This is a genomic window from Tamlana carrageenivorans (assembly GCF_002893765.1).
Lineage (GTDB): Bacteria > Bacteroidota > Bacteroidia > Flavobacteriales > Flavobacteriaceae > Pseudotamlana > Pseudotamlana carrageenivorans.
Window position 1 is genome coordinate 328840 of sequence record NZ_CP025938.1, and the last position, 13701, is coordinate 342540.

At 35.2% G+C, this 13701-nt stretch carries 12 protein-coding genes; 8 read left to right on the plus strand and 4 right to left on the minus strand.

The annotated features are described in order from the left end of the window. Positions 1–48 precede the first annotated feature (48 nt). Positions 49–210: a hypothetical protein gene (locus tag C1A40_RS18055; protein ID WP_158651238.1), complete on the plus strand. Its 162-nt coding sequence runs from the start codon at positions 49–51 to the stop codon at positions 208–210. Further along, positions 203–808 carry an ATPase gene (locus C1A40_RS01535; protein ID WP_102994353.1) on the plus strand — a complete coding sequence of 202 codons (606 nt, stop codon included), beginning with the start codon at positions 203–205 and terminating at the stop codon, positions 806–808. Before C1A40_RS18055 ends, C1A40_RS01535 begins: the two co-directional genes overlap by 8 nt. Before the next feature lie 54 nt (positions 809–862). Here the strand turns inward: C1A40_RS01535 and C1A40_RS01540 are convergent, their stop codons facing one another. Beyond that, positions 863–2323 (minus strand): aminoacyl-histidine dipeptidase, encoded by a 1461-nt coding sequence (locus C1A40_RS01540; protein WP_102994354.1) that lies wholly within the window; start codon positions 2321–2323, stop codon positions 863–865. A 111-nt stretch (positions 2324–2434) separates the two neighbouring features. On the opposite strand from C1A40_RS01540, the gene C1A40_RS01545 reads away from it, so the two are divergent. Next, positions 2435–3541, plus strand: coding sequence for a DUF3810 domain-containing protein (locus C1A40_RS01545; protein ID WP_338418068.1), 1107 nt, complete (start codon positions 2435–2437; stop codon positions 3539–3541). A gap of 109 nt (positions 3542–3650) precedes the next feature. Here the strand turns inward: C1A40_RS01545 and C1A40_RS01550 are convergent, their stop codons facing one another. Both C1A40_RS01550 and C1A40_RS01555 read right to left on the minus strand, forming a co-directional pair. Further along, positions 3651–4169, minus strand: coding sequence for a DUF6503 family protein (locus C1A40_RS01550; protein WP_102994356.1), 519 nt, complete (start codon positions 4167–4169; stop codon positions 3651–3653). Beyond that, positions 4133–4339, minus strand: a complete 207-nt coding sequence (locus C1A40_RS01555; RefSeq protein WP_102994357.1) for a hypothetical protein — start codon at positions 4337–4339, stop codon at positions 4133–4135. The genes C1A40_RS01550 and C1A40_RS01555 overlap by 37 nt, the downstream gene beginning before the upstream one ends. An 81-nt stretch (positions 4340–4420) precedes the next feature. On the opposite strand from C1A40_RS01555, the gene C1A40_RS01560 reads away from it, so the two are divergent. Then, entirely contained in the window at positions 4421–5215 is a 795-nt protein-coding gene (locus C1A40_RS01560; protein ID WP_102994358.1) for a TrmH family RNA methyltransferase, read from the plus strand. 165 nt (positions 5216–5380) lie between these two features. After that, on the plus strand, positions 5381–6613 hold the full coding sequence (locus tag C1A40_RS01565) for a M48 family metallopeptidase (protein WP_102994359.1): 1233 nt from the start codon (positions 5381–5383) through the stop codon (positions 6611–6613). A gap of 100 nt (positions 6614–6713) precedes the next feature. Here C1A40_RS01565 and C1A40_RS01570 read toward each other — a convergent pair whose 3' ends face one another. Next, a complete protein-coding gene (locus tag C1A40_RS01570) occupies positions 6714–8816 on the minus strand; it encodes a DUF5723 family protein (protein ID WP_102994360.1) in 2103 nt (700 codons plus the stop codon). 199 nt (positions 8817–9015) lie between these two features. On the opposite strand from C1A40_RS01570, the gene C1A40_RS01575 reads away from it, so the two are divergent. The 3 genes from C1A40_RS01575 to secA all read left to right on the plus strand — a co-directional run bounded on the left by C1A40_RS01575 (position 9016) and on the right by secA (position 13631). Continuing rightward, positions 9016–9603 (plus strand): cob(I)yrinic acid a,c-diamide adenosyltransferase, encoded by a 588-nt coding sequence (locus tag C1A40_RS01575; RefSeq protein ID WP_102994361.1) that lies wholly within the window; start codon positions 9016–9018, stop codon positions 9601–9603. A 280-nt stretch (positions 9604–9883) separates the two neighbouring features. Continuing rightward, on the plus strand, positions 9884–10105 hold the full coding sequence (locus C1A40_RS01580; protein WP_019387375.1) for a DUF2795 domain-containing protein: 222 nt from the start codon (positions 9884–9886) through the stop codon (positions 10103–10105). Between the two features lie 169 nt (positions 10106–10274). Then, a complete protein-coding gene (secA, locus tag C1A40_RS01585) occupies positions 10275–13631 on the plus strand; it encodes a preprotein translocase subunit SecA (protein WP_102994362.1) in 3357 nt (1118 codons plus the stop codon). Positions 13632–13701: the final 70 nt, after the last annotated feature.

A 13701-nucleotide genomic window follows, 5' to 3' on the forward strand; every position in this document is an offset into this window, starting at 1 on the left:
TCTAAAAACTTGATTTAGCTAATAATCAAATTTTATTACCTTTGTACTGTGAGCACAAAACAAGACATATTAAAATATTTGGAAGAGTTAAAAAGCAGACTCTCTAAAGAACTTCCAAGAATCACTAAGGAAATAAAAGTCTACGAAGAAAAACTAGCGAAAGGAGAAACAACAAAAAATCCTAAAGCTAGCCCTCAATTTAATGGATAAACCAAAATTATTAATAATTGCAGGGTGTAATGGATCTGGAAAGTCATCATTCTCAAGAGCTTTTACTCCAAAGGAAACAACATCTTATGATTATGATAAGATATTTAAAGCAAATTACGACGCTTTGATTCCAAGTGATATTAGAGACGTAATGGCTCATAATTTATCTCGAGAAAATCTTGAGTCTTCAATAAATCATTCCATTAAAAATAACTTAAATTTTTGCTACGAAACCAATTTTAATTCGACACCTCTATTTTGGGCCAAAAAATTTAAGAACGTTGGTTACAGAATTGAAATCGTATATTTATGTCTTAACTCCATACAAATAGCCAAAGAAAGGGTTCTTATTAGATTCGAAAACGGAGGTCATTTTGTACCAGACGCTGAAGTTGAAGAAAGATATCGCCTAGGTTATGACAACCTAAATAAACATTGGTCTTTTTTCGACTCAATAAGTCTATTTGAAACTAGCAAATATAATTCAACTCCACAACATATAGTAACTATTGAGCAAAACACTATTATTGTTACTAACCATTTTCCTAAATATTTAGATAAATTGTTACCTAACATTAAAGAACGATTAATGAACTAATCTAGACTAAATTTTGCCTAATAAGGCCTCATGGCACTTGCTGCCCCTAAAAACTTACTTCTTAGGAATATTATTTAAAACTTCTAAAACAAACTTCCAATACTTTTGAACTGAAGAAATTTGAGCACGTTCATCAGGAGAGTGCGCACCTTTAATGGTTGGTCCAAAACTAATCATATCCATTTCTGGGTAATTCTGACCTAAAATACCACATTCCAGTCCGGCGTGACAAGCGGCAACATGAGGTTTTTCATCATTTAAATCTTCATATACTTTAGTCATCACTTTTAAAATGGACGAATCCATGTTGGGTGTCCACCCAGGATAATCACCTGAAGCCTCAACCTCGCACCCTATCAACTCGAAAGTTGATTGTAAAGCATTTACTAAATCTATTTTAGAACTTTCTACAGAAGATCGAGTTAAGCAACCAATATGCATATCACCATCTTCAACAATGACTCTAGCAATATTATTAGACGTTTCTACCAGTTCTGGAATATCAGCACTCATACGATACACACCATTTATTGCCGCATACATAGCTCTTGTGAATCCCTCTTGGGTCATTAAATCCATAACCTTTTCCGGCGTTTCACATTTTGAAGCTGTGATACTTAAATCGGGCTCCATGGTTTTAAGTTCCTTTTTTATAATGGTTTCAAGCGTCTGAATCTCGGCAACAAAATCATCCTCCTTCATAGCATCTATAGCCACAAAAGCCGTACTTTCTCTAGGAATCGCATTACGCAAACTTCCGCCGTCAATAGATGAAATACGTAAACCAAAAGCTTCAAATTTATCGTGTAAAATACGATTCATCAATTTATTAGCATTCCCTAAGCCTTCATGAATTTGCATACCTGAATGACCACCCTGCAAACCTTTCACTTCAATTTTATAGCCTATTTTTATTTCTGAAGTTTCTTCTTCTTCATACTGTCGTGTCGCGGTAACATCAATTCCACCAGCACAACCTACTCCAATTTCGTCGTCTTCTTCGGTATCTAAATTCAACAATATACCTCCAGAAAGTAACCCGCCTTTTAATCCCATGGCACCAGTCATACCTGTTTCTTCATCAATAGTAAAAAGAGCTTCTATCGCTGGATGAGCAATAGAATCACTTTCTAAAATCGCCATAATGGTAGCAACACCTAATCCGTTATCAGCCCCTAAAGTCGTGCCTTTAGCACGTACCCAATCGCCATCAACATACATATCAATACCTTGTGTATCAAAATCAAAGTCGGTATCGTTATTTTTTTGGTGCACCATATCTAAATGCGATTGCATCACAACGGTTACACGATCTTCCATACCAGAGGTAGCTGGCTTTTTAATAATCACATTACCAACGGCATCAACCAATGTTTCAAGACCTAAATTTTCACCAAAAGCTTTCATAAAAGCAATAACCCTCTCTTCTTTTTTAGAAGGTCGTGGTACTGCATTTAAATCTGCAAATTTATTCCAAAGGGCTTGAGGTTCTAATTGTCTTATTTCTGTGTTCATTTTGTGATTATTTTATCCGTCAAAGATAGAAAAATGGGGCGACCTCAGCATCTTAATGATTCTGTAATATTTAAGATTTAACAAAGTTTAACCTTATAAAAACTTTAAAAATTGAAAATTAAATGCTCTATTTTTTTACTATTTTTGATGATGCTAAAAGAAAAAAAAACAATCATAGCACTTGCTTTATTTCCTCAAATTATCATTATTCGAATACTTTCCAATTACCCGGATTTTGTTGAGACCTACTACAGCAAAGCGTTCTACACATTAATCTCCAAACTATCACGTTATATTTTAGGGTGGATTCCTTTTTCATTTGGTGATTTGATTTATGCTTTAACTATAATTTATGGGGTACGCTGGTTAGTTTTAAACAGAAAACGTTTACGCCTAGACACCAAAAATTGGCTTATTGATATTTTTGCAACACTCTCTATTTTCTACTTTGTTTTTCATGTGTTTTGGGGCTTAAACTACTACCGACAACCGCTTCACAAAAGCTTAGAACTTGAACATGATTACACTACAGAGCAACTGATAAGTTTCACAGAAAGACTCATCAAAAAGTCGAATGCCATTCATATTAAAATCACGAATAATGACACTTTAAAAGTTGAGATGCCTTATAATAAATCGGAATTATTTAAAAAGGCTCCCGAAGGATATAAATATTTAAAGGAAACTTTTCCTCATTTAGCCTATCATCCACGAAGCGTGAAACAATCTTTATTCAGCTACCCTCTAACCTATATGGGGTTTAGCGGGTATTTAAATCCGTTTACAAATGAAGCACAGGTAGACGGACTCATTCCTATTTATAAACTTTCGACAACTACCACGCACGAAATCGCGCATCAATTAGGTTATGCTGCCGAAAATGAAGCCAATTTTATAGGAAGCATGGCAGCTATAAAACACCCAGATCCTTACATTCAATATACAGGTTATACCTTTGGACTGCGTTTTTGCTTAAATGAGATTTATAGACGCGACCCCGATGTTTTTGAAAGGATGGAAAAAACTGTAAATCCTGGTATTCTTAAAAACTACAAAGAGGTTCGTGAGTTTTGGAAGAAACACCAAAATCCAGCCGAACCTCTTTTTAAAACTTTTTACAACGGTTTTTTAATAGCCAACAAACAAAGTAAAGGCATGCAAAGTTATAACTATGTCGTTGCGCTTTTAGTTAACTATTTTGAGAAAAATAGTTTATAATTTACTCTATAACTTGAGCATTTTCAGGCATTGCAAATAATTCCTGATTCGGTTTTTCTTTTGAAACTTTTACGTTTTCAAAATGGTTTTCGCTATGTACGGTTGTAGGTTAGTTGTTTTCATATTCATACCTCACAATTGTTTTAGGTAATAACAAACCTTCCACATTCATCCTCTCACTGTATTTTCTAAAATGCCATTCTTTAGCCTTTTCTTGGGTAAAGAAAGTTACGGTATAACCTAACCATTCCATTTTATAAGTTTCAGGGTTGTAGTAAATAGCATATTCATCTTCTGGAGACTCCCCTACACCACTTTGGTATCCTATTCTTATCCCTGGATAGGTTTTACCTTCAAAAACCAAAGGTTCGATATCACTATAAATAATGCCATCATCAGATAAAATAAAGGGCATGGTATAAAAGTAGAACATCAAGTTATAGTAAAATTTAGGTTTTCCTTTGTATTCGGCATCATGCTTATTCTGTAACCAAACTTGTTTCCCAACATAACCCAAAGCGTGATCTGGAGTTTCAATTAAGGACTTTCTGTTCCATAAATCGGTTGAAGTCACCTCTTTAACACCATTTTTTACATGGTAAATTCTAGAAATCGCATACTTTTCCATAGATCTAAGCCTCCGTGAACTTCAAATATTTTTTCTAAAGCTTCAGGATATGTCTTTTCTTTAGCTATTTCCTTAGTTTCTGTCTCTACAGGTGTTGCTACAGTTTCTTTTTTCTCATCTTTACAATTCCAAAAAGCAAGTGCTACAAATAAGTAAATAATTTTTTTCATGTTATGTTTTAATAGGTTTCTTGTTTTGACCCGGTCATTTCGGATTAATTACATAAAATCCTTTACTTTTGTTCTTCAAATATGAAAGCCATTACCAGCATACAAAATTCGTTTGTAAAACAACTTTTCCAATTAAAAGAAAAGTCTCGAGAACGACGTAAAACAGGTCTTTTTTTAATAGAAGGCGCTCGTGAAATTATGTTAGCCCTACAAGGCGGATATGACATTGATACCATCCTATTCAACCCTGAATTACATCCTTTAGAACGTGTAGAAGCGCTTAACGCTGAAGGCGTTGATCTGATAGAAATATCAAAGGAAGTGTATCAAAAACTGGCCTACAGAGAAACTACGGAAGGAATTTTAGCTGTAGCTAAATCCAAGTCACATCAGCTAGACGCTTTAAAATTCAACACAAAAAGTCCTTTAATTTTAATTGCTGAAGCTCCTGAAAAACCTGGGAACATTGGTGCTATACTTAGAACTGCTGATGCAGCAAACGTAGACGCTGTTATTATTGCCAATCCGAAAACGGATTTACACAACCCGAATATCATTCGCTCTAGCGTTGGTTGTGTATTTACCAATACCATTGCAACGGGAAGCACCTCTGAAATTATTAAGTTTTTAAAATCTGAAGGCATTCACATTTATTGTGCTGCACTACAAGCGTCGGAACCCTATCACACGCAGGATTTCACAAAACCCACAGCTATAGTTGTAGGCACCGAGGCAACTGGCCTTAGTGCAGAATGGCGAGAAAATGCAACTCAAAATATTATTATTCCTATGCAGGGTGCTATCGATTCCATGAACGTTTCAGTTGCGGCAGGCATTTTAATTTTTGAAGCAAAACGCCAACGCGGGTTTAACTGAACGGTGAACAGTTAACAGTTAACAGTTAACAGTTTAAAGAAAACTACAAATTAAAACTTTGATCTTGCGATTATATGGTTAAAAATAACAACAGTCAACTACCAATAGTCAATTTACCACACCAAAAACATTGAAACAAATCTACCTCTAATATCACCTCTTTAAATGACCGCACAAATCCTTTTTTATATCATTATTGCTATTATTATCATCAATTTTATAGTAGATAAAATTTTAGATGCTTTAAATGCCAAACATTACAACGACAAACTCCCTAAGGAGCTGGAAGACGTTTATGACGCAGAGGCCTACAAAAAATCTCAAAAATATAAAGCCACCAACTATAAGTTTGATTTATTAACCTCATCTTTTTCTATTGTTTTAACCTTAGCTTTTTTAGGACTTGACGGATTTGTATATGTAGACCAAATAGCTCGTGGTTTTAGTGAAAATCCTATCATTATTGCCCTTATTTTCTTCGGCATTATTATGATTAGCAGCGATATTTTAACCACACCGTTTTCCTACTGCAGCACTTTCGTTATTGAAGAAAAGTTTGGATTCAATAAAACCACTAAAAAGCTTTTCTTTTTAGATAAACTAAAGGGCTGGTTAATGATGACCATACTCGGAGGAGGTATTTTAGCACTCATCATCTGGTTTTACCAAGTTACGGACGCACAGTTTTGGTTATATACCTGGGGCCTTATGGCCATATTCACCCTATTTATGAATATGTTTTATTCAAAATTAATCGTGCCTTTATTCAATAAACAAACACCTTTAGCAGCTGGAAGTTTAAGAAATCGCATCTCAAAATACGCTGAAACCGTAGGTTTTAAACTCGATAAAATATTCGTTATTGATGGCTCCAAACGAAGCACGAAAGCCAATGCTTATTTTTCGGGTTTTGGTAGTGAGAAGCGCGTTACGTTGTACGATACGTTAATTAATGATTTAGAAGAAGATGAAATTGTTGCTATTTTAGCCCATGAAGTAGGTCATTATAAAAAGAAACATATCATTTTTAATTTGTTTGCTTCTATCCTTTTAACAGGCATTACATTATACATCTTATCTTTATTCATATCAAACCCCTTACTATCAAATGCTTTAGGTGTAGAAACCCCAAGCTTTCATATTGGTTTAATTGCCTTCGGATTGCTATATGCACCAATTTCAGAAGCAACAGGACTTATTATGAATTTATTTTCAAGAAAATTTGAATACCAAGCGGATGATTATGCGAAAAACACTTTCAAAGCAGAACCTTTAATAACTTCATTAAAAAAGTTATCAAAAAACAGTTTAAGCAATTTAACACCGCATCCTGCTTATGTTTTTATGCATTATTCTCACCCTACTTTATTGCAAAGGATTAAAAATTTGAAGAAGTAATTGAATAGTTACCTCCTATATTTCAGTAGATACAAATCAAAAAAAAAGCCTGTAACATTTATTTTTACAGGCTTTTAAAATATAATTCTAATAAGGATGACTACTTTACAAGAGTCACTTCTACCCTTCTATTGTTTCGTCTTCCTTCTTTAGTTGCATTATCATCGATAGGTCTGGTTTCACCATAGCCTTTATGTGTTAAACGATCGGAACTCACACCATGTTCAATGAAGTAAGTCATTACTGTACTGGCGCGTTCTTCAGATAATCTCTGATTTAAGGCGTCAGACCCTGAACTATCGGTATGACCATCAATTGAGAAATGAGAGTCTGGATACTCATGTAAAATAGCTACGATGTTGTCTAAAACAGATTTAGATTCATCTAAAACCGTTGCTTTACCATTATGAAATAAGATGGTTTTGGCATAAGCGTTTAAAGTTTTCAATACAGCATCTGTTACTTTTGGAGCTGGTGGCGGACACCCATTATTTGCAACGGTTCCGGCTATTTCCGGACAGTTATCAACGTTATCTAAAACACCATCGGCATCGTTATCAGGCCATGGGCAACCATTATTTTCAATTGGTCCTTCAACTGATGGACACGCATCTTCATTATCAGGAATAGTATCACTATCGGCATCTCCCCAAGGGCAACCTTTATTCTCTTCTGGACCAGCCTCTTTAGGACAAGCGTCAACGTTATCAAGAACACCATCGGCATCAGCATCACCCCATGGACAACCGTTGTTTTCAATTGGACCTGCTATTTTAGGACATGCATCAAGCTTATCAATAACACCATCATTATCGCTATCTTTAGAACGACCTTGGTAAATAGGAATTTTTACACCAGCATACACATCGGCCGCCTTGCTATTATCACTCACTAATGCCGATAATACAGATCCTGAACCAAGATATAAAGGCCCTGCTCTAAGACCAGCTCCAGCTTGAAATCCACTATACTGCACAAACCCAACGGGTAGATAAAAACTAAAAAATTTAGATTCAAAACGCGGTGTTAAAGAAACGGTGTTAGCTATACGGGTGGCACTTACTTTTTCTTTTGAAACAAGCGATAAATCGGTGTTTAAATTCAAATAAAAATGATTAGTAAAACTCCAATCGGCATTAAAATGTAAGGCCGTTGGTAAATTTACTTTATAACCTCTTGTTGAATTCACATTAGTATAGTAACTATTTAAAAAATCTTCCATGTTATCAGCATTATCAAAGTCGTCTTGTAAATCTTCTTCATTTACATTGGCCTTAGTAATATCAAAAGTTTCTTCAATACCATCCTTGTAATTGATACCTCCTATATCGGTGATAGATAAACCTAACTTCAGTTTGTATTTGTTTTTATCTTTTAGATAATGTGTTTCGCCTTTGGCGTTTGTTTGTTGATAGTTAGGATAATTACTACGCCATTCGTAAACAAATCCTAGGTCGAATCCTACGCCCGAAGCTTTTGGCAATTCATAGTCATAGCCATCTTCGTCAAAAGACAAATCGAAGGCCGCATAAGTTAATTCTCCTGTTGTAGAAATGGTTCCTTTATCTGGTCCAGCACCATCGGCATCATAATCAACGGTAACATTATTGCCATTTATACGAGCAGATCCACCACCTTGCAAATACTTAACGGTTAAACCTCCTTTTAAAAACTTGGTACGATCGTTTATAATTACTTGAGCATAAGTAACACCCAGCTCGCCCCATGCATGACCTATGGTAATTAAATTTCCAGCATCAACAAAAACATCTTCGCTATCATCACTATCAAAGTTATCGATAAGATTTCCGTTAACATTATGAGCTGAAAAAAAACCTCTAGCCCTTGTAAATATGGCTAAAGAACTGTTTTCGGTTAAATTAAACATGAAAGCAGGCCCTAAAACATCCACATTTAATAATCCATTGTTATTATCCGTCGGATAAGTGTATGCGTCCTCATCAAAATCTAAATCCCCTTTTACGGCATCCATAAAATTAACACCTGTGTAGTCGTTACCCACAAATGTGCTGACACCTACAAGATTGATATCGGTTTTAAAACGAGAGTCTACAATATTAGCCGGATTTAAGATTACACTATTCACACCACTATAGTTATCGGTGAGAAACCCGTTAAAAGATTGACCGTACATGTAAAAAGATGTACTAAGTGTCAATAATAAAAAAGTGATTTTTTTCATAAATTTTAAATGTTTGTTGTTTGATTTGTGGCTAAAATAGGATATTTGTGTTAACAAAAAGCTAATTTTCTGTAAAACGTCAATTTACCATATGTATTAAAAATAGTAAGTCGTTTTCATTTCATAACTTATTAACCATAAATCTATTTCTTATTTCAATAAAGATGATAGGCACAAAAGCCATCAAACACATAAAAACATGAAAATTTATACTAAAACAGGCGATAAAGGCACGACGTCTTTATTTGGAGGCACCAGAGTTCCAAAACACCATATCAGAATTGAAAGCTATGGCACAGTGGATGAACTCAACTCTTATTTAGGTTTGATACGAGACCAACCCATTCATCAAGATTATATCGACTTGATTATTGGTATTCAAGACCGCTTATTCACTATAGGAGCCGAGTTAGCCACCGATCCCGAAAAGTCCACTTTAAAAAATGGTAAAGCGCGGCTAACTATACCCAAAATTTCGATTGAAGATATAGAACGACTTGAGCATGAAATGGACATGATGAATGAAGCCTTACCCGAAATGACCCATTTTATTTTACCGGGGGGAAATCAATCTGTGTCATTCTGTCACATAGCACGCTGCGTTTGTCGAAGAGCAGAACGACTCGTATCACAACTTAATGAAACAGAAGCTATTGAGACCTATACTTTAACCTATCTTAACCGTCTATCTGACTACCTTTTTGTGTTGGCACGAAAGTTGTCTTATGATTTAAGAGCTCAAGAAATTAAGTGGATTCCCAAAAAAAATGAAAATGAATCGATTTAAATTAAACGCTTTAATCGCAACCTTTATTTGTTTGATGGGCGTTGCGTAAAACACAAAGACGTTCTTATAATTCATGATAAATGCCTTTAAAAAATCTTACTAAAAATTTGAGATGATTTTTAATGAGATTTTTACTCATTTTAACCCTATAATATATAGAAGTTGCCCTTCTTTTAAGTTTAAAAAGAAAGAAAAAACCTAATGAACATGAAATAATTCATTTTTTTCTTGCTCGTTTAAACTAAAAATTTATTTTTGCACAAAATTAAACACGTAAGAAATGTATTGGACTTTAGAACTCGCATCTTATTTAAGTGATGCACCTTGGCCAGCAACAAAGGATGAGCTTATAGATTACGCTATTAGAACAGGAGCCCCTTTAGAAGTTGTGGAAAACTTACAATCTATCGAAGATGAAGGAGACTCTTATGACTCAATTGAAGAAATTTGGTCGGACTATCCTACAGATGAAGATTATCTTTGGAATGAGGATGAATATTAAAAAAACACATAAAGAATAGTTAAAAAGTCTCAATTTGAGGCTTTTTTTTTATCCAAATCTTTAAACAAGATGTATCTTTGGAAGCACTTAAAAAATGCTTCTAAAGAACCATTTAAAATATAATAGACAACCCTAGTTTGATCTAGGTGTAACACATAAAATAACTCTCATGAATCTTTTAAATTCTGTATTAAAAGTTTTTGTTGGCGACAAATCGAAACAAGATGTCAAAGCCATCACGCCAATAGTTTCTAAAATAAAAACCTTTGAATCAGCTCTAGAAGCACTTACTCACGACCAATTAAGAGCTAAGACAGCCGAATTTAAGGCGAAAATTGCTGAGGCTAATAAAGATATTGATAACCAAATTGCGAATCTTACTTTAGAGGCCGAAAACACCGAAGACATTGACAAACGTGAAGACTTATATCTAGATATCGATAAACTTAAGGATGAAGCTTACGAAATCACTCAAAAAGTTTTAAACGACATTCTTCCTGAGGCCTTTGCCGTGGTAAAAGAAACCGCTAAACGATTTGTGCATAACACATCCATTTCGGTTACTGCAAACGAATTTGACCGTTTAATATCTAGTGAAAAAGATTATGTTGTTCTAGAAGGCGACCAGGCCGTTTGGGCAAACTCTTGGGATGCTGCTGGTAAAGCCATCACTTGGGATATGATCCATTACGATGTACAACTTATTGGTGGTATTGCCATGCACCAAGGTAAAATTGCCGAAATGCAAACAGGTGAAGGTAAAACATTAGTGGCAACCCTTCCTGTTTACCTAAATGCCTTAGCTGGAAAAGGTGTACACTTAGTAACCGTTAACGATTACTTAGCAAAACGTGATAGCGCTTGGATGGCACCTATTTTTCAATTTCATGGTTTAAGTGTCGATTGTATTGACTACCACAGGCCAAATTCTGAAGAAAGACGTAAAGCTTATAATGCCGACATCACTTACGGAACCAACAACGAATTTGGTTTCGATTACTTACGTGATAATATGGCACACGCTCCTGAAGATTTAGTGCAACGTCCACACAACTACGCCATTGTCGATGAGGTCGATTCTGTATTAGTTGATGATGCCCGTACGCCATTAATTATTTCTGGCCCAATTCCTAAAGGTGACCACCATGAATTTAATGAGTTAAAACCTAAAGTTGACGATATTGTTTCGGTACAACGTAAATATTTAACAGGTGTTTTAGCTGAAGCTAAAAAATTAATTAAAGAAGGTGATACTAAAGAAGGTGCTTTTCAATTGTTACGCGTTTACCGTGGTATTCCTAAAAACAAAGCCCTAATTAAGTTTTTATCTGAAGATGGTATCAAACAACTGCTTCAAAAAACCGAAAATTTCTACATGCAAGATAACAACCGCGAAATGCCTAAGGTGGACGCGGAACTATACTATGTTATCGAAGAAAAAAATAATCAAGTTGAATTAACAGACAAAGGGGTTGACTACATTTCTGGAAAAGATAATCCTGACTTTTTCATCTTACCAGAAATTGGCGAAGAAATTGCCAAAATAGAAAATCAAGGGCTATCTCCTGAAGAAGAAGCCAACCTTAAAGAAGATTTATATAAAGATTTTGGTGTAAAATCTGAACGTATTCATACCCTAAATCAATTATTAAAAGCCTATGCTTTATTTGAAAAAGACACACAATATGTGGTGATGGATAATAAAGTTATGATTGTTGATGAACAAACAGGTCGTATTATGGATGGACGTCGTTATAGTGACGGACTCCACCAAGCGATTGAGGCTAAAGAAAATGTAAAAATTGAAGATGCCACCCAAACTTTTGCAACAGTAACACTTCAAAACTACTTTAGAATGTACCGCAAACTTTCTGGTATGACGGGTACTGCGGTTACTGAAGCTGGTGAATTCTGGGAAATCTACAAATTAGATGTGGTTGAAATTCCAACAAACCGTCCAATTGCTCGTGATGACAAAGACGATTTGGTTTTTAAAACAAAACGTGAAAAATACAATGCTGTCATCGACGAAGTTACCCAACTATCGCAAGCAGGTCGCCCTGTATTAATTGGTACAACCTCTGTTGAAATTAGTGAATTATTAGGAAAAATGCTTAGCATTAGAAAAATACCTCATAATGTCCTTAACGCGAAACAACATAAACGAGAAGCCGATATCGTTGCCGAAGCAGGTAATGCCGGACAGGTAACCATTGCCACCAATATGGCTGGTCGTGGTACCGATATTAAGCTTTCTGAAGAAGTAAAAAAAGCTGGTGGTTTAGCCATTGTAGGTACCGAACGTCACGATTCGCGTCGTGTAGACAGACAGTTACGTGGTCGTGCCGGTCGTCAAGGTGATCCAGGAAGTTCACAATTTTACGTATCATTAGAAGATAACTTGATGCGTTTATTTGGTAGCGAACGTATTGCCAAAATGATGGATAAAATGGGCTTAAAGGAAGGTGAAGTTATTCAGCATTCATGGATTTCTAAGTCTATAGAAAACGCACAGAAAAAAGTTGAAGAAAACAACTTTGGTGTTCGTAAACGTCTATTAGAGTATGATGATGTGATGAACTCGCAACGTGAAGTGGTTTATAAACGTCGTCACCACGCCTTACACGGTGAGCGTTTACGTGTAGATATAGCCAATATGCTTTTCGATACTTCGGAAATTATTGCTGAAAACAATAAATTGGCTAACGATTACAAAAACTTTGAGTTCGAGTTGATTCGTTATTTCTCGATGAGCGCTCCTATATCAGAAGCTGAATTCGGAAAATTATCTGCTCAAGAGATCACCTCTAAAGTTTACCATGCGGCCTTTAACCACTATAAAGAAAAAATGGCACGTAATGCCGATATGGCTTTCCCTGTTATTAAAAATGTATATGAAACGCAACGTGATAAATTCAAACGTATCGTAGTTCCTTTTACCGATGGTATCAAATCTTTAAATGTCGTTACCGATCTTGAAAAAGCATACGAAACTAACGGTAAACAATTAATTACCGATTTTGAAAAGAACATTGCTTTAGCCATTATTGATGATGCTTGGAAAACGCATTTACGTAAAATGGACGAATTGAAACAGTCGGTGCAATTAGCAGTTCATGAGCAAAAAGATCCGTTATTAATTTATAAGTTTGAAGCCTTTGAATTGTTTAAAAGTATGATTGATCAAGTCAATAAAGATGTGATTTCATTCTTATTTAAAGGAGAATTACCTCAAGAAACTCAAAATACCATTCAGGAAGCGAGACAAACACGTACAAAAGAAAACACACAAACTCAAAAGGAAGAAATTCCGAATTTAGACGAACGTTCTGCTCAAAATAGAACTGCGAGTAATACGAAACGTCAACCAGAAGTTGTGGAAACTGTTGTACGCTCGGCTCCAAAAATTGGACGTAATGATCGTGTAACGATTAAAAATGTTATGAATGGTGAAAACAAAACCATGAAATACAAACAAGCCGAGCCTTTATTAGCTAAAGGCGAATGGGTTTTAATTAATGAATAATAATTCCTTAAAAACAGGAATATTAAGATCGCATAAGAAGCCGCCCCATGGGTGGCTTCTTTTTTTTAAG